15 protein-coding genes and 1 other RNA gene are annotated in these 17847 nt (G+C 44.6%); 6 read left to right on the forward strand and 10 right to left on the reverse strand.

Going from position 1 to position 17847, the window contains the following annotated elements; genetic code table 11:
* Nucleotides 1–10 precede the first annotated feature (10 nt).
* The 6 genes from ACSFC1_RS04550 (at nt 11) to ACSFC1_RS04575 (ending at nt 7218) form a co-directional block, all read left to right on the forward strand.
* Nucleotides 11–1774 (forward strand): DUF2207 family protein, encoded by a 1764-nt coding sequence (locus tag ACSFC1_RS04550; RefSeq protein ID WP_435564938.1) that lies wholly within the window; start codon nt 11–13, stop codon nt 1772–1774.
* A 95-nt stretch (nt 1775–1869) separates the two neighbouring features.
* Nucleotides 1870–2877, forward strand: a complete 1008-nt coding sequence (locus ACSFC1_RS04555) for a TolC family protein (protein ID WP_435564939.1) — start codon at nt 1870–1872, stop codon at nt 2875–2877.
* A gap of 6 nt (nt 2878–2883) precedes the next feature.
* Nucleotides 2884–4185: a TolC family protein gene (locus tag ACSFC1_RS04560; RefSeq protein WP_435564940.1), complete on the forward strand. Its 1302-nt coding sequence runs from the start codon at nt 2884–2886 to the stop codon at nt 4183–4185.
* A 1-nt stretch (nt 4186) separates the two neighbouring features.
* Nucleotides 4187–5308: an efflux RND transporter periplasmic adaptor subunit gene (locus tag ACSFC1_RS04565; RefSeq protein WP_435564941.1), complete on the forward strand. Its 1122-nt coding sequence runs from the start codon at nt 4187–4189 to the stop codon at nt 5306–5308.
* A 25-nt stretch (nt 5309–5333) separates the two neighbouring features.
* Nucleotides 5334–6026: an ABC transporter ATP-binding protein gene (locus ACSFC1_RS04570; protein ID WP_435565980.1), complete on the forward strand. Its 693-nt coding sequence runs from the start codon at nt 5334–5336 to the stop codon at nt 6024–6026.
* The gene (locus tag ACSFC1_RS04575; RefSeq protein ID WP_435565981.1) at nt 6019–7218 is read left to right on the forward strand and encodes an ABC transporter permease; all 1200 of its coding nucleotides are present in this window, start codon (nt 6019–6021) and stop codon (nt 7216–7218) included. The genes ACSFC1_RS04570 and ACSFC1_RS04575 overlap by 8 nt, the downstream gene beginning before the upstream one ends.
* An 11-nt stretch (nt 7219–7229) precedes the next feature.
* Here ACSFC1_RS04575 and ssrA read toward each other — a convergent pair.
* The 10 genes from ssrA to ACSFC1_RS04625 form a co-directional block, all read right to left on the reverse strand.
* Nucleotides 7230–7583, reverse strand: a transfer-messenger RNA (tmRNA) gene (gene ssrA, locus ACSFC1_RS04580).
* 39 nt (nt 7584–7622) lie between these two features.
* Nucleotides 7623–9152, reverse strand: a complete 1530-nt coding sequence (locus tag ACSFC1_RS04585) for an HD-GYP domain-containing protein (RefSeq protein ID WP_435564942.1) — start codon at nt 9150–9152, stop codon at nt 7623–7625.
* On the reverse strand, nt 9149–10147 hold the full coding sequence (locus ACSFC1_RS04590) for a hypothetical protein (protein ID WP_435564943.1): 999 nt from the start codon (nt 10145–10147) through the stop codon (nt 9149–9151). The genes ACSFC1_RS04585 and ACSFC1_RS04590 overlap by 4 nt, the downstream gene beginning before the upstream one ends.
* Nucleotides 10144–11007 (reverse strand): DegV family protein, encoded by an 864-nt coding sequence (locus tag ACSFC1_RS04595; RefSeq protein WP_435564944.1) that lies wholly within the window; start codon nt 11005–11007, stop codon nt 10144–10146. Before ACSFC1_RS04595 ends, ACSFC1_RS04590 begins: the two co-directional genes overlap by 4 nt.
* A gap of 13 nt (nt 11008–11020) precedes the next feature.
* A complete protein-coding gene (locus ACSFC1_RS04600; protein ID WP_435564945.1) occupies nt 11021–12952 on the reverse strand; it encodes a methyl-accepting chemotaxis protein in 1932 nt (643 codons plus the stop codon).
* A gap of 14 nt (nt 12953–12966) precedes the next feature.
* Nucleotides 12967–13692, reverse strand: coding sequence for an ABC transporter ATP-binding protein (locus ACSFC1_RS04605; protein WP_435564946.1), 726 nt, complete (start codon nt 13690–13692; stop codon nt 12967–12969).
* Nucleotides 13689–14468 (reverse strand): ABC transporter ATP-binding protein, encoded by a 780-nt coding sequence (locus tag ACSFC1_RS04610; protein WP_435564947.1) that lies wholly within the window; start codon nt 14466–14468, stop codon nt 13689–13691. The genes ACSFC1_RS04605 and ACSFC1_RS04610 overlap by 4 nt, the downstream gene beginning before the upstream one ends.
* Complete coding sequence (locus ACSFC1_RS04615) at nt 14461–15531, reverse strand: branched-chain amino acid ABC transporter permease (RefSeq protein ID WP_435564948.1); 1071 nt, start codon at nt 15529–15531, stop codon at nt 14461–14463. Before ACSFC1_RS04615 ends, ACSFC1_RS04610 begins: the two co-directional genes overlap by 8 nt.
* Nucleotides 15532–15535: 4 nt before the next feature.
* Nucleotides 15536–16444 (reverse strand): branched-chain amino acid ABC transporter permease, encoded by a 909-nt coding sequence (locus tag ACSFC1_RS04620; RefSeq protein ID WP_435564949.1) that lies wholly within the window; start codon nt 16442–16444, stop codon nt 15536–15538.
* Between the two features lie 46 nt (nt 16445–16490).
* On the reverse strand, nt 16491–17618 hold the full coding sequence (locus ACSFC1_RS04625) for an ABC transporter substrate-binding protein (protein ID WP_435564950.1): 1128 nt from the start codon (nt 17616–17618) through the stop codon (nt 16491–16493).
* Nucleotides 17619–17847: the final 229 nt, after the last annotated feature.

A 17847-nucleotide genomic window follows, 5' to 3' on the forward strand; every position in this document is an offset into this window, starting at 1 on the left:
TGTGCTCCTAATGAAAGTCTTTCGGATCGTTCTTGTTGTGACCTTTTTAAGCTTTGTCGCCTTTGGTATCATCGTTGGGCTTGTCTATGGTTCTTTTGGGTTGTTGGAACTGCCTCACAGATCGTATTCATTGATGCTCAATGAAGATGGCACAGCAAATGTTGTTGAAACGATCACCTACAAACTTAACAAGCCATTTCGATTGGTGAGCTGGGCGATTGATTTTGATTATCCAACGACGATCGAGGATTTTGAAATAGAGATTCTCGAAGGTCCACCCTTACAGGGTGGAATCTATTACAATCAGAAGACCGAGAGAAAGATCGATGTTGAGATTCGTTTCAGCCAGTCAATGGATGTCTATGTGCCTGTACCAAAGGGTGGGCAGATCGTCAAAGTTGCCTTCAAGTATAAATTGACTGATGTTCTTGAAGAGGGTGCTGACTTCACACAGTTGTTCATCAAGTACATCGGCGAAAACAACGATGTCGGTACGAAGCATTTGGATGTGCACGTTGTGTTTCCTGAGAGTTTTCCAAAGCCACTGGTTTACCACCATCCATGGGGAATTCAGACGAAAGACAAGAACATCTTGGGAAGAACTTATGAATTTTCCTTTGCAAGGATTCCGGCGAGCAGTTTCATAGAAGGGAGATTTGTCTTTCCGGGTTTGACAGGCACTGGCACACGTTTTCTCAACAAGGATTTGAAACTGTCTGAGATTGAGAAAGCCGAGCGAGGATATTTGATTCGCACAACTTTGATTGTTCTTGGTGTAATAGCTTACACACTTTTTGTTTTAGTTGTTCCAATACAGATTTACAGAAAGTATGGAAGAGAGATGTCAATAGAGTACAATGCGGAGTACGAACGAGAGTTACCGTATAAGGACTTACCTGAATTTGTGAACTCTGTTGTAAAGAAATCTTGCTCAAGACCAGACGATGATGCGATAGCTGCAGCGGTCTTAGATGGTGTGAGAAAGGGTGAGTGCCAGTTTGTAGAAAACGAGAAAGGTGAAATAGTTGGTTTGAAGATACTGAACGTGAGTGAAGAAAGAAGAGAACTTTTTAGCGCTTTCGCAGATTTTGCAACCAACGGAGTAGTAGATTTCAAGACGATGAAAAAGGAATTGAAGAAGACCAACAAAGCCCAAGAGTTTCTCGAGAAGGTCAGCAACTGGAGAAGAAGTGTTCTGAACAACGTGAAAAAGAGGAATTATTTGGATGAAACTGGAGATACTGCCGCGAAGGTATTTGCTGCAGTCTTTGGTCTCTTCGTCCCGCTTTTGATAATGATTCTTTTAAACAACATGGGTCCGACTTACTCGATCTTAGCCAGATATGGCACTATGCTAATGGCTGCTTGTGCAGGTGTAGGTGTGGTCGTTTTACTCATGAAAAAGAGTGTCTTTTCACGCTGGAATCGAGATGGTTTACTCTACTATTTGAAGTGGAAAAATTTTGAGAAGTTCATTCAAGACTTTTCCGCACTCTCCACTTACCCGCCGCAGTCTGTCGCGATATGGGATGAGTACATCGTCTACGCAACGGCTTTGGGCGTGGCAAAACGAGTCATCGAAAACTTGCAGAAGCTGTATCCTGAGCCTCCTTCGTCACCGGTTACAGGCACTGTTTACAGGTACCCCGTCGTTATCGGCGAGATTTCGAGTCTTAGATCTGTAGCAGCCTCGACCGTGAGCTCGAGTTCCTCTGGTTCAGGTGGCTCGAGAATTGGTGGCGGTGGTGGCGGAAGCCGCGTTGGCGCACGGTGAACACAGAATATTAGAAAATAATTAGAGTTGAGGAACTGTTTGAGATTTTGGCATTATAATTTGTTCAGGATCAACGTAGAATGGAGGGTTGTGTTGTGAGAAAATTGCTTGCAGTTGTCCTTATCTGTTTTGTCATCTTTGTTTATGCTGGTATCGTTGATGTTGTTGAACTCGCAAAACAAAATAGCGTGACCTATCTGAAGGCTGTTCTGAACTTTGACCAGGCAAAGAACGATTACGACAAAGCTATGATCGAGGCAAAGAACAAAAGACAACAACTTGTCGCGCAAAAGAGCTGGCTCAGTGCTCAGCAGACCTACAACCAGTCTATGAAGAGTTTCTACGGCGAGTTTTTCGACACCTACATTGGCGTTCTGGAAAACACGCTTCAGCTTCAGATCGCTCAAAACAAATTGCAGATAGCTGAAATTGACTTTAAGCAGACGCAAGAGCTGTACAAAACGGGTGCTGCAACGCTACAAGATCTTCAAAGTGCAAGTTCGACAAGACTTGAATCTCAAGCAAGCCTCGATGAAGCTAAATTGAATCTTGATCAGTCAAAAGAAGATTTGCTCATCTTGTTGGGTAAGGAAGTACAGCCATTAGACCCATCGGCAATCAAGATCGATGTCAGAGTTCCTTCCATCAGCGAGTTGCTCGAGAAATCGCTTGCAATACAGATTTCACAGATCGATGTTCAAGTTGCGCAAATGGATTATGAAAGTCTTGTGAATCCATCACAGTACACGAAGGAAAAATACGAAAGAACATTGAAGATCGCTCAGAATGCCCTGAAAGACACGCAGAACAGCACGAAGAAGTCTTACCAGTCTCTCTTGCTCACTACAGAAAATTTGAAAAAGACCATACAGGCTCAAAGGGAGACAGTGAGTGTGGCGAAGGCTCAGCTTGACAGCGCTGAAAACAATTACAAGGTGGGAGTTGCTTCAGAGAAAGATCTGCTGAGCGCAAGAAACACCTACCTCACCGCTCAGAAGGCGCTCTTGGGCTATGTTAGATCTTTCTTGAAAAACTTGTGTTCTTTGTACATCGATGCAGCATGGGATTATCAGCAGTTGCTCACCGAAGTCTTTGGTGGGTGATCTGATATGAGAAGAATCGTTCTGTTCGTCTTGCTTGTACCATTTTTGGCTTATGCGAGTTTTCTGGATTTGGTGCAAGCACAACTTGAAAAAGACAGTTCATACCTTTCGGCTGTGATAAAGTACAAGAGTGCCGAATTCACAAGGGCAAAGAACAAGAACTTCTTTATTCCATATGTTGGTACGAAAGCACTCTCCTTGGAAACAGATTTTGAGAACTATTCGCTTTCGATTCCGCTGTCGATCACTTTTGAAAATATCGCTGGTTTTGATTTGACCATCTCAAACACTTGGAATTATCTGAGTAAGACAGATCAGTGGGATGAAAGTGGATGGGCTTTGACGATCTCAAGACAGCTTTTCTCGAATTTTGATATCACCGAGCTCGAAAACGAGAAAGATTATATCTCTGCCATATGGAGCTTAACCGATGCCCGAAACAAAGTCTTTGTGAATCTCGCAAACGATGTCTTCAATTATCATTATTACACCAGAAAATTGGAGATCACCAAACGCAAGATAGAGATCTTGCAGGAACAGTTCGAGTCTTTGCAGAGGGCATACGAAGCTGGCACAGCATCGAAAGAAGATATTATGCAGGTGCAGAGCAACATCTATCAGATGACAAATCAACTTGACCAGATCAGTCAGAATCTCATGAGCGCTCTGACGGAATACTCCACAGATACATTGAACACAATGTTTGCTTGTCTTGAACGCATTACCTCGAATCTGCTTTCACAACAAGAAGCAGAAAAATTCATTCTGAATAGACTTGATCTGAAGGCACAATTGATGAGTGTTGAGATTGCGAGGCGTGAAAGTGAAAGGTCATACCAGCAATGGTTGCCGAATCCGACTTTCAGTTTTTCAGTAAAACAAGATGAGAACTCAGACAAAGGTTTTTCCCTTTCGCTTGGTTTTGCCTTTGGTTACAACATTGTTGATCGTGGCGAGAGAGATTACAACTACAACTATGCAAAGAACAATTACACCTTGCAGCAACGTTTGGCAGATGAACAACTTGACAATATGAAGAAATCGGTGCAGAAGGCATACCTTTCTATAAAAATCGGTGAATCGAGCAAGAGAGTGGCTGAATTGGACTTACAGCTGAAGAAAATGGAGTACGAGAGGCTCCTGAGTGCTTCTGCATTTGTTTCACAGAGCGATCTTGAGAGTGCAAAGTTAGATCTACAAGACGCAGAGGCTGAGCTGTTAAAGGCCACTTACAATCTGTTGATTGGAAAATTAAGTCTGCTTCAGGCTTGTGGTTACGATTTGGTTGAACTCGCAGGAGGTAAGTGAGATGAGAAAATACATACTGTTTGCGATGATAATCATGTCTATCATGCTTTTGTTTTGGTCTTGCAACAGATCGGCGCAGCAAAGCGTGACTACAAATTCATCCACGATTGAGTACACAGTGAAAAAAACCAATCTAACCGACACGGTCTCTGTCTCTGGAAAGATCATGGCAGAGAGTTCTGCCGAGATCAAGGCACTCGTGAGTGGTGTTGTGAAGAAGATCAACGTTCAAGAAGGTGACACGGTGAAGGCGGGCGATGTCTTAGTCGAACTGGATGACTCAGATTACAGACTTTCTTATCTGAAGGCTCTTCAAAATTATGAGACGGCGAAAAACTCTGGTTCGAGGCTCTTGGTAGAGCAACGTCAGTTGGAACTTGAGATCGCTAAGAGAGATCTTGATAGATGCAAGATCACTTCGCCAGTTGATGGTGTTGTCACCGCCTTGAATGTCAAAGTGGGTGATTATGTTTCAAAAGGTACAAGTGTTGATGTTGTTGCAAAGGTCATAAGCTTGGACAATCTTTACGTGTCTGCCGCTGTCGAAGAAGTAGACTACTCGAAGGTCAAGGTTGGACAGATGGCGACCTTGGCATTTGATGCCTTCGAAGGTGTTAACTTTCCAGCACAGGTTACGTATGTTGGAAGCGAAGCACAGAGTTCGAGTGGTATTGTGACAATTCCGATAAAACTAAAACTGGTGGTGCAAAATCTTCAAATGACTACAGCGAGAACTTCCTCTGGAACTCAAGGTACATCAGAGGATGCACAGAGTATGGCACAAGGTTTTGTCGGGCAATCAGCAGCACAAAGAAACGAGCTGCTTAAGAAAATCATTCCTGGACTTTCTTGTGAGGTTCAGATAATTGTGCTCGCCAAGAACGACGTTATGATCATTCCAACGGCTGCTGTTAGTTTTGAAGGAGGAAAGGCTTACGTGAACGTCAAGAGCGGCACGACAACAGAGAAGAGAGAAGTCACCGTTGGGGAGAGGACATCAGGTGGGTACGAGATCATCAGTGGACTGAATGAAGGAGAAGTAGTAGTGGTGAATAAGACTTCAAGCAGTTCGACCAATCGTGGAGTGCAGATGAACATACCTGGTTTTGCCCCGCCACGATGAGAGGTAGGTGTGTGTCTTGAAGACGGTGATAAGAGCCGAAAATCTTCAGAAGGTGTACAAAATGGGTGATAATCTTGTAAAAGCCGTTGATGGTGTGAACTTGAACGTCTTTGAAGGCGAGTATCTGGTGATCATGGGACCTTCTGGCAGTGGCAAAAGCACACTGATGCACTTGATGGGGTGTCTTGATAAACCTACAGCTGGTGAGATCTACATAGGAGACGTAGCAGTATCAAAGTTGAATGATGCACAGCTTGCCAGAGTGAGAAGCAAGATGATAGGATTTGTTTTTCAGCAATTCAATCTTTTGCCCCGTCTGACTGCACTTGAAAATGTAGAACTACCGATGATATACGCAAAAGTACCAAGAGAAGTGAGAAAGAAACGAGCGAAGGAACTACTCACGTTGGTTGGACTGGCTGAGAGGACACACCATAGACCAACTCAGCTTTCTGGTGGTCAAATGCAGAGAGTTGCCATCGCTCGGGCTCTGGCAAACGAGCCTCAAATCATTCTGGCTGACGAACCTACCGGCAACCTTGACAGCAAGAGCGGTCAAGAGGTATTGAAAATCTTTTCAGAGCTTCACAGCAATGGTTTGACGATAATCGTGGTGACCCACGATCCAGAGATTGCAGAACTGGGAGAACGCGTCATTCACATGAAAGATGGAAGGATCGTTTCTCAAGAGGTGAGGGCAAGTGTTGGAAATGCTTAAAGAAGCTTTCAGATCTATCGCAGCCAATAAGTTGAGAACTGCCCTGTCAATGATAGGCATAATCATAGGTGTTGCTGCCGTGATCGCTGTGGTTTCTGTCGCAGAAGGTACAAGTCAGAGCATAAAACAACAACTGTCTACGATTGGTTCAAATCTGATTTTGATCAGTCCTGGTTTTACAAGAGGTGGTGGTGGTCGGGTCTCAACAGCCTTGAGTGATCTTCTCACAGAAGATGACGCACAAAGAATTGCTCAGATGAGCCCGTCAGTCGCCTATGTGACACCCCTACAGCAGGGGAATTTCATCGTTCAGTACGAAAGACAAAACACCATGTCAACGGTCTTGGCAGCCTATTCAACGATATTCAAGATGATGAATCTGAATTTGCTCGATGGTGATTACTTCACCGAGGAAGATGAGATAGCCAGAAGAAGGGTTGCCATAATAGGCACAGAGATCGCTGACGCTCTTTTTCCAGATGGTGATGCGGTGGGAAAAACGATCAGAATCACCAGCCAAAACACCAGACAGAACTTTAAAGTCATAGGCGTTCTTGAAAAAAGTGGAAACTTGCTCTTCTTGAACCCAGACAGATCGATCATCATACCGTTTTCTTCGGCTGAGCAACGCGTCTTTCGAAGATCGTATGTTTCATCGATCGTCGCCCAAGCACAATCTGAACAACTCGCAGCTCAAGCAGTTACCGAGATCGATGCGGTGCTCTACAGCAAATTTCAAGACACAGAGAGATACAGAATAGTGAGTCAGGATGCAATGCTACAGACGATAAACCAGACGATGGCATTGTTGAGTTTTATGCTCGGTAGCATTGCCGGTATTTCCTTGTTGGTTGGTGGCATCGGCATAATGAACATCATGCTCGTGACGGTGACCGAAAGAACCCGAGAAATTGGCGTAAGAAAGGCAGTTGGTGCGAGCAGAAGACACATCTTGACGCAGTTTCTGCTCGAGTCGATCATCTTAACCTTTGTGGCTGGAATCATCGGTGTGGGAGTGGGTTTTGCACTCTCCAGAACAATCGCACTGGTCGGCTCGATTCAAACTGCCGTGACACCGTTGGTAATAATAATAGCAGTTTCTGTGTCGATTGCCGTCGGCGTGACTTTCGGTGTTTTTCCTGCGATGAAAGCTGCAAAACTCAACCCTGTTGAGGCTCTCAGATACGAGTAGTAACAACTCACTGGTGGAGGCGGGGGGAATTGAACCCCCGTCCGAGAGTGAGGACCCCCGGGCATCTCCGAGTGCAGCCTGTGTTTTATATTCAGTTTGCAGCGCCCACAGGCACGCTCTGCAAACTATATCCCTTCTAACTTTCCCTTCAAGCAGCGAAGGGAGGACTGCTCAAAGGTAGGCTGGCTATCTCACGCCCCTATCCGAGCACCAGCCAGACTCGGTAGGAACGGCTGCTTATCTATTAAGCAGCAAGTGCAAGTTCTTCGTTGGCACCTATTTGTTGTTCCACCTTATTTTCGAGGAGGTGGAGACCTCGACTCGCTTCCCGGGGAGGCTCAAACCCGTCGAAACCGTTCGCCCCCCTATTTGAAATGTTAGCACAAAAGGTTACACTTTGCAACTCACTGTGTATGCGTGTCAAACTCAGAGATGCGCCTATTCAAGACTTTCAGAAATGCCCTGTACAGATCTGGATGAAACTTTGTCCCCACCATCTCTCTTTCCATTATTCTAAGTGCTTCATCAATCCTCAGTGCGGGACGGTATGGTCTTTCCTCTATTAGCGCCGTGAAGACATCAACGATGGAGACTATTTGAGCCCTCAGAGTTATTTGATCAGCCGTGAGACCATCTGGGTAACCTGAACCGTCTATGTTTTCATGATGATGTCTAACGATGTCGGCAACGAGATCCCAGCCCGAGATGTTGCGAATAATCTTTTCTCCGTATATTGGATGATTCTTCATGATTTCAAATTCGTCGAGGGTCAGTCTACCAGGTTTGTTCAAGATGTGTTCGGGTATGCCTATCTTCCCAATATCGTGTAAAAGTGCGCCAAATTTAATCGCTTCTAAGTCAGCTGGATCAGTTAAGCCCAGTTCCTTAGCCAAATCCAGTGCAAGACTAACTACTCTGCCAGAATGGCCATAGGTGCTGGTGTCTTTTATCTCGATCGCTTCAGCGAGTGTTGCTATTATCTGTGTGTTCCTCTCTTGTAAGATCCTCTGCATTTCTTCAAGTTCGTTTACTGTATCTTGTAGACTATTCATCATTGCGTGCATTTCTGACTGTGAAGCCTTTTCCATCTCAAGGAGTTTGGCAATTGAATCCTGCAGTTCGTTCAATTCTTCTATGTTTGTCCTGATCGGTACATAGTTCACATCTTTGCTCTTGGTAATCTGCTCTGTGCTGCTGCTTACACTGTCGATAACAGTTTTAACTGCTCCGATAAGTCGTGTTTCAAATCGCCAAAAGAAGATCATCCACGTTATGACTCCTATCATAGCCGCTGAAGATATGAGCAGATAAGGAAAGAGTATAGCAAGGTAGCTGTAAATGGGTATGAAAACACCAGCTCTCGCATTTGAGATTTGAAGATCTTCAAAGTGCAAATAGCCAACTGTGTCATTGAGTTTTGCAAAACCGCTTTTGTTCTTAGTGATTATGCCAGACATCTCAGATCTTGTTGAAAGAATGATTTGACCATTCTCTGTGACAAGAAGTACATCGGCCAACTCACTTGTGAGAAAACTGTTGAACAGAGTCTGTGGCAATTCGACAAAAAGTAGGGTATCACCGTTGTCAAGCAAGAATTTCGCAGTGTTTGAAGCAAAGAATAATCCTTTTGAGTCAGCAACGAGCCAGGGCAACTTCTCATATGCGAGGACTTTTGAAAGATCGATGCCAGTCTGCAAATCCACAAGATCGCGAGTGAGAATTCTTCTAACGACATCGAGTTGTTCCTTTCCCTTCATTGCGTTGTCGAGTGTATTCCACAAAATCTGCTTTTCGGCTTTCAAATAAGTTTGAGAGTAATACTTGTGGACATTGCGAAGAAATATCACAGAGCCGATAATGAAGATGCACGAAAGTGTGAAAATCAAGAATAATCCATATCTTGCCAAACCTCTTACCGCCGCTGAAAGCTTCATCTTTTCACCTCATCTACAACAAATTTCCCATTCCTGATGGTGACAAAGTTGGTCAGCCTTTCAACAGATAGATCATCCCTCACAGTGAAAGTGCCACTCGCACCTTTGAAGGTCTTGCCTTGTAGGTAGTCGTATGCTTCGTTTGTTTTCACCTTTGCACTGATTAGATTCCATACCACCATCAAGGCATCGTAACCACCAGCAGGTCCAAGTTCTGTGTAACCATAGTTCATCATTTGGGGAAGATCGAAAAGCCCATATATTGAAATTCCTTCGACTGCCCAAGAACCAGTTGTTATCAGAGCATCTGTATAAACATAGTCAGAACCATAGATCTTGCCGTTGAATCCTTTCTTCCTCGCGACCTGTGCGATCATCCCAGCAACTCTTCCATCTACGATCAAGACAATCGAGTCATAGATCGAAAAATCTAAATCCAGAAGTTCATCAACAGAGTCGATGTAACGACATTCAAGATCAAGTGCGACGGTTTCTTTCATGATCTGAAAGAAGGTCTCAGTGTACACCAAATTGCCCTTGTCACACACCACAAATATCTCTCTGTTCGAGTCATTTAGAATTCTCTCTGCCAGTTGTCTTGCCTGCACAGTATCTGAGACGCTTAAGGTCATCAGGTATCTACTCTTTCCGACTACTTTTGGTGAGGTGACCAAGGGAGCAATTGAAAAGATTTGATATTTTTCAAGGTGAGGGATCAAAGCAAGTGCTTCAGAACTCAACCTTGGTCCAATTGCGTAACTACCACTGTATCTTCGTAATATCTTGTCAATTTGCTCGGTATCTTGATCAATTCTCACTGTTACAAAATCGACTTTCAGATTATTCTGTTGAGCGTATTTTTCAACACCTTCGCGAAACTCTGCCTGACCATCCTCTAAAATGAGAACGACAGCCTTTGGTGTCTTGAATGATACGATCAACATGAGCAGGGCTACAACTGCGATGAGTGCAACCACTAAGACACCCTGTTTCATTCAACGACCTCCAGGCTAAAGCCAGCGGTTCCTGGCCCAACGTGTGTTGTGATTACTTTTCCCATCTCGGTGAAAGACGCATCGAGAATATTGTATTGTTGTCTCAACATCTCCAGTATGATCTTAGTGCTTTCTCTTGCATCTGCATCAACCATGATCACCCTAACCTTTGAACCTTTTGGAACAAGACTCAAAATCTTCTTGATGAGCATTTCTTGAGCTCTCTTAGTACCTCTTGCTTTTTCAAAGGGAACAAGCTTCCCCTCCGGATCGATCCACAGTCCAACATGAATGTTAAGCAAAGAGCCAAAAAAACCTTGCATTCGCGATACCCTTCCACCTTTGACCAAGAAATCGAAGTTCGACACATAGAAGATAGCCTTGTATCTTGTCTGTTCGACATCTTTCAAAAGCGTTTCGTAAATTTGCTGTGTGGTCAGACCTTTCGCCTCAAGTTCTCTTGCTCTTCTTGCTGGTAATGGCATTGCTGCAGATGCTAGTTTACTATCAACCACATAGACAGGGATCGTGACCTCTTTCGATGCTGCAAGTGCCGAGTCATAGGTGCCAGAAAGCTTTGTTGAGATGCAAATAACCAAGATCTCTTCATACCCTTCCTTCTGAAGACTCTGATAGAGTTGGACGAACTCGCCGACTGAAGGTTGTGAGCTCTTTGGTAGTGCTGAAGCCTTCGAGACTCTACTGTAGAAATCTCTTATCTGTTCAATATCTCTTGTGTCGTCCTCTTGTGTTCCATCGGGCCAGTTGACGTGTAAAGGTATAACAGAGAGATCATATTTGTTAATCCACTCTTTAGAAACATCCGATGTACTGTCCAAGACTATTTTCAACCTTTTCACAAGAACACCTCCTTCACGTCTTGAATCTGTCAATATGCATTTGAAGATCACCAATAGATTTTAGCAAATCATCAACGATTTCAGCCAGTTCGTTGATCTTGTCAGACCGTTGCCGTACAAATTTCGATAAACTTGATAGCTCTTCACTTGCCTGCAGGGCTGTCATGGAGACATTGTCTGTTGCTGAGGAGACTTGAGTAACTGAATGGCTCTGTTGTTGTATTGTTGAAACAATTTCATTGAAAGAGTCAACCATTTTGTTCAGATCCACAAGTGTGGTGGTGAGAAATTCGGAGATCTTCTCGTGCTCTAAGTCGACCTCCTTAACTATGTCTTCAACCTTCGTGGTGGAGTCTACGGTATTTGTTATCTCACTGCCAATCTCGTTGAGTAATTCCTCTATGCGCCTTGCTGATTCTTTGGTCTGAGTAGCTAGCTTTCTGATTTCATCGGCTACGACGGCAAAACCCCTGCCGGCTTCGCCCGCTCTCGCTGCCTCAATAGCTGCATTTAATGCCAATAGATCTGTTTGTTCAGAGATCATTTCAATTGTCTCAGTTATGCTTGAGATGTTCTGTGAAGACCGTTCGAGCTTCTCTATGAGCTGTACCGTTTGTTGGCTCAACTGCATAGCTGTTTTCACGATCTGTTTTATGCGCGCAGCTGATCTCTCACCCTCGACAATCTTTCTCCTCATTCTTTGTGATATATCACCAAGATTCTTTGAGCTCTCTGCAACATCATGCATGCAGTTCTTGATGTTCTCGACTGAAGCATTGATCTGTTCAAAGGTCGACGCAAGATTGCGCATCTTGTCGTCCATTTTAGCAAAGCTCTCCTGCAGAGCATCACTCTGCTTCTTCTCGTTATCTGTGTATCCATCGATAACCTGTGACATGTTGTGCACGGTCTCTGTTGCTTCCTTGGTAATCGAGAGCAACTCTCTTAAGCTATCAATTACATCGTTCAGGTACACGCAGATTTGTGCAAGCTCGTCTTTCTGGTCAACGGTGAGTTTGTTTCTCAGATCTCCCTCTTTCAAAGCCTGCATAACAGGTATGAAAGAGTGAATACGCTTGCCAAGATTGCGTGCGACAAACAAAATCAGTAACGCCAGAGAAATCAAAGTCACTATCGCCGTCAAAAAAGTAATCATCATCAGTGAATTTACAGGATGTTGAACATATTCCACAGGTACACTCAAGAACAGAGTCCAATCAGTTGATGGAATTTGTTGGCCCATCAAATACACTGAAGAGAGTTTTCTTATTCCCCTTATGTCGTGATCCATTTCAAAGGGCTTGAGAGTTTTTTGAGCAACAGTGCTTGCAAGTACTGTGCCATTTTCATCCACGATGTAGCAATCAATTTTCTCAGCACGTATCTTGCTGAGCACTGTCCCTAAAGAACTCAGATCGAGAGTTATACCAGCAATGCCGATGAAGGTTTCTCGTTCAGAAATGGGGGAAGTGATTAAGATAGAAGGTTTTTCTGCAATGTCTCTAATCTGCGCCACAAAAATTCTCTCAGCCTTGGGATCAACTCTTTCAAGCAGTTCACCTGAGTGGTGAGTTTCTCCTTCAGAATCGTTGGTAGCAAAACGTCCATCGGCAATCATTAAGAAACATTTTGTGATCTCAACAGGCATTTTTGATTTTTCAGTTGTCAAGATGTTCGGTAAGGTTTTTGCCGCCATTTCGAAGTCCAATTTCAGAACAGGTTTCAGCAAGGGTGTACTTGCAAGTGATTTGGCATAACTTATGAAGGAATTTATTTCTGAGGAAAGAATCTGAGCATGAGAGCTTGCCAAGTTTTGAATATTCGAAAGCACTATCTCTTGCAGATCTCTTTTGACCAGACTGTACGTGACAAGATTTCCCACGAGCAAGACAACGGTGACAAAAGGAAGTAAGATGAGGATCAGTTTTGTTCCAATCTTGCTCATGATACTTTCTCCCTTCACTCTGTAGCGATGCCGAGATAGGCTTTTCTCACGTTGTCATTTCCCAGTAGACTTGACCCTGCATCTTCAAGCACAATACGTCCTGTTTCTAAGACATAGCCATAATCAGCTATTTTCAGGGCGGCAAAAGCATTCTGTTCTACAAGTAGTATTGTCACACCTTCTTGTCGTATCTTCTGAATTATCTCGAAAACTTCTTTAACAAGCAACGGTGCAAGACCAAGCGATGGTTCATCGAGCATGAGCAATTTTGGTTTGGACATCAATCCACGTGCAACTGCAAGCATTTGTTGTTCGCCACCAGAAAGCGTCCCACCCAGTTGTTTCAGTCTCTCTCTGAGCCTTGGAAAGAGCGTCAGTACCCATTCAAGGTCACTTTTCAAACCATCTTGATCTGTCCTCGCATAAGCTCCCATCATCAAATTCTCGTAGACAGTGAGATTTGGGAAGATTCTTCTACCTTCTGGCACAAGGGCAACCCCGTTGTTCACAATCCCATGAGTAGGCATGTGCGTGATGTCCTTACCGTTTAAAAAAACCCTTCCCTCTCTCTTTCTCACAAGGTTTGTAATCGCTTGAAGTGTGGTTGTTTTGCCGGCTCCATTGGCTCCAATCAGTGTGACAATCTGACCTTTCTCCACCTTCAAAGAGATGCCTTTCAGTGCGTGAATGCTTCCATAGTAGACATGCAGATTCTCTATCTTCAACACCTCTTCGCTCACAACAGCACCTCCTCACCGAGGTAAGCCTTGATCACTGCTGGATTGGACTGAATCTGTCTGGGATTTCCCTCGGCAATGAGTTTCCCGTAGTCCATGACATAGATACGCTCACAGATGCCCATTATCACCTTCATATCGTGCTCGATAACCATGATCGTCAAAGAGAAATCATCTCTCACCTTCTTTATGAACCCCATGAGCTCGTAAGTCTCTTGTGGATTCATACCAGCGGCAGGCTCATCGAGTAGCAGCAACTTGGGATTGGTAGCGAGTGCTCGTGCTATCTCGAGTTTTCTCTGGAGACCATACGGTAGTGAACTAGCCTTTTCACTGGCGAAGGTTTCAAGTCCAACTCTCTCGAGAAGTTTGATTGCCTCTTTGTGCATCTGCTTCTCCATGCGAATACTGCCCGGAGTTTTGGCTATACTTCTGAAAAGCCATAACCAATTTCTCAACTTCAAATGCTGTGAGACCATTACATTCTCCAAAACGGTCATGTCAGAAAACAATCTAATATTCTGAAAAGTTCTCGCTATGCCAGTGCGCGTTATTTCATAAGGTTTGTGGCCAGAGATATCTTTACCAAGAAAAACGATTCTACCCTCATCTGGAGCGTACATCCCCGTTATCACATTGAAAAGCGTTGTCTTGCCGGCACCGTTGGGTCCGATCAGACCCAAAAGTTCACCTTGTCTTGCATACCCAACAAAGTGATCAACTGCGACAAGCCCACCGAAACGTTTTGTGACGTTTTCTACGCGGAGGACCTCAGTCATTCTTGCCACCTCTTTTTTTCAGTCTCTTTGTCACAAAACCATAGAGCAAATCCCAAGAAAGCTCATTTCTACCCATAATGCCGCGTTGCCAAAAGAGCATGAGAATTATCAGTAAAACAGACAGAACAACCATTCTCATGCCGGGAATACCTGGAAAGTTTATGAATCCGAACTTGAATGGGCTTTCGAGTACTCTGAGAAACTCGAGTCCAACGGTGTATATCGAAGCTCCTATGATAGCACCACTTATACTGCCCAAGCCACCAAGTACGACCATGATAAGTATCTCAAAAGTCTTGGTGAAAGCAAAGGACTTCGGATCGATCGTGGTGATCAGATGAGCCCACAACGCCCCTCCAACACCCGCAAAGAAAGAACCAAGTACAAAACTCATGACTTGGTGTGAAAAGACATTTATCCCCATTGCCTTGGCGGCTATCGAGTCTTCTCTGATCGCCTTCAGAGCCCTACCGTAACTACTCTTAACCAGACTCGCTATCACAAAAACTGTGACAAATGCCCATCCCCAAGACCAGTATATGTTCGTGTATGGTGGAATTGCCTTCAAACCCAGAGCACCGTTGGTTATCGACCAAGCGTTGTTCGCTATGATGCGTATGGTTTCCCCCAAGCCCAACGTGGCAATGGCAAGATAATCACCTATGAGTCTAAGTGAAGGTGCTGCGACAACATAACCAAAACCCGCTGCGATGAGTCCAGCTATGATCGTGGCAGGCAAGAAAGGAAGCTGAATCTGGTTGAGTGGATAGATCAAAGGTTTTATGAGAAAGGTCATCTCTTTCTGGGCAACTGGCAAAGTCAACAGTGTCGACACATAAGCACCTATAGCGATGAATCCAGCATGACCGAGTGAGAAAATTCCAGTTATGCCGTTGATAAGGGTCAGTGAGACAGCGAAGATTATGTTTATCGCCATAAGGTTGAGTATCAATATCACATACTCACTCGCCGTTTTGTTCGCTACAAAAAGAAGAAAACCCATGGCAATGATTAAGAGAGTGGTGAGTAGAAACTTCACACCATTTGAAAGCATCTTACCCATATCATCACACCTTTTCCGATACTTCTACACCTAATATCCCCGTTGGCTTGACGAGCAAAACAAACAACAAAATCGCGTAGGCAAAAGCATCTCTGTAGCCGGCTAAGGAAGGTACAAATGCAACGATCATGATCTCGCTTACTCCCAAGATGAAACCGCCAACCATCGCCCCTTGAATACTGCCTATACCACCAACAACTGCAGCTATGAAAGCTTTTAGTCCAGGGATCATCCCCGTGTATGGGTACACCTGTGGATACTTCATAGCCCAGAGAATTCCTCCTATGGCTGCAAGACCCGAACCAAGTATAAAGGTGAAAGTAATGATTCTATCAGCATTAACACCCATTAATCTTGTCGCTGGAATGTCCTTCGATATCGCCCTCATCGCCATGCCAACTTTAGTCTTGTAGACAATCCACATCAGCAGAATCATTGACACGATGGCTATCGAGAGTGTTAGGAGTGTAAGAACGGGTATCTTCACAGCGCCGATCTCAATCATAGCGAGAAAACTTGTAGGATAGATGCCCGTCTGTGGGTTGAAAGACTTGGCTCTACCACCAAAGACAACTGTTGCAAAATTCTGCAGAAAAAACGAAACGCCGATAGCTGTTATCAATGCGGAGATTCTTGGGGCATTTCTGAGAGGTTTGTATGCAATTCTTTCAATGAGTGCACCAAGAAAGGCTGTCGCAAAGATTGAAAAGATGAAAGCTATCCACCAAGGCATTAAGAACAACACCACGCCATAAAAAGCAAGGTAGATACCATAGGTGAAGACATCGCCGTGCGCAAAGTTGATCAATCTCAATATGCCATAGACCATCGTATAACCAATGGCTATTAGGGCGTATATACCTCCAAGGGAAAGCGCGTTGATGAGATGCTGCAAGAAGGCTGCAAAGTTCAAAGAATCACCCCCACTTTTGTAAAAGCCCCCTCTTCGGGGGCTTCATTCATGGACGTACAACGGTCATGAGCGTGAACTGGCCGTTCTTGACGGTGTTTATGACAGCAGGTTTGATTGGGTCGCCGGAACCTTCTGGGAAGGTGATGGCTCCACCCACACCTTGAAAGTCCTTTGTTGCTGCGATAGCATCTCTTATTGCAACTGGATCAAGGGACTGGGCTCTCTCTATGGCGTCGAGAACAAGGTTGTAGGCGTCAAAAGCAAGGGCTCCAAAGGCGTCTGGTCTTCTGTTGTATTCCTTCACATAGGCTTCCACGAACGGTTTTGTTGCCGGTGAAAGATCCGCGTCTTGATGGAAGTATGTGGTGTAGAACAAGCCTTCAACAAACTTACCACCTATCTGTATAAGTTCTGGTGCATCTGCTCCATCGCCCGCTAAGAAGTTACCCTTGAATCCCAATTCGCGAGCTTGTTTACAGATCAAAGCGATCTCTGAGTAGTAGCCAGGTAAAAAGATCGTGTCTGGATTGCGTGAGAGGGCATCGGTCAACTGTGCAGTGAAGTCTTGATCGCCGGTGTTGTAATACTCTTCGAAGAACTTCCCACCAAGCTGAGCGAACTTTTTCTTGAAGTAATTCGCAAGACCGACGACGTAGTCTTGTGCCACATCGACCATAATGGCGACGTTCTTGGACTTAAGGTTTTCCCAGGCAAATTTCGCGAGCAACTCTCCCTGCATTGGATCGATGAAGCAAGCTCTGAAGATAAACCTTCTGTTCTGGGTAACGAGTGGGTTCGTGGCTGTATTGACAACCATTGCCACCTGTTTTTGCTCGGCGATCGCACCTGCAGCCAAGGCACAGGAGCTGGTGCATGGGCCAAGAATAGCAACGACTTTTTCAACATCGATGAGTCTTTTGACGACATTGGCTGCCTCGGCTTTGTCACCTTTGTTATCGAGCAAGACCACTTTAACTGGTACATCTTTGCCGCCAATTCTCACAGTGGGTCTGAGTTTCATCGCAAGTTTCACACCATCCCACGACATCTGACCAAATCCCGCAATGGGACCAGTCATCTCCCAGCCTGCTCCGATTTTCACCTCTGTGATTTCCGCTGCAAAGACGTAGGTGAAAGCAATTACCAAAGCGATGACCACGTAGACCTTCTTCATCCTTCAAACCCCCTTTTGAAAGGAATACCTGAGCTTCTCAGGTTGCCGATATTATACCACACCAAATCTTTGAGTCGTCAAGTGGCGTACACATCTGATCTTCAATCTTCTAAAACCGTACAATTCTCTCGAGCTTTATCCCACCTACAAAGTGACCATAGAACAAAAAATAGGGGGGCTTATCGCCCCCTCGAAACACGATGTTTAGAAGATCATACAGTGTCTTATC

The organism is Pseudothermotoga sp. U03pept (genome assembly GCF_051235805.1).
Lineage (GTDB): Bacteria > Thermotogota > Thermotogae > Thermotogales > DSM-5069 > Pseudothermotoga_B.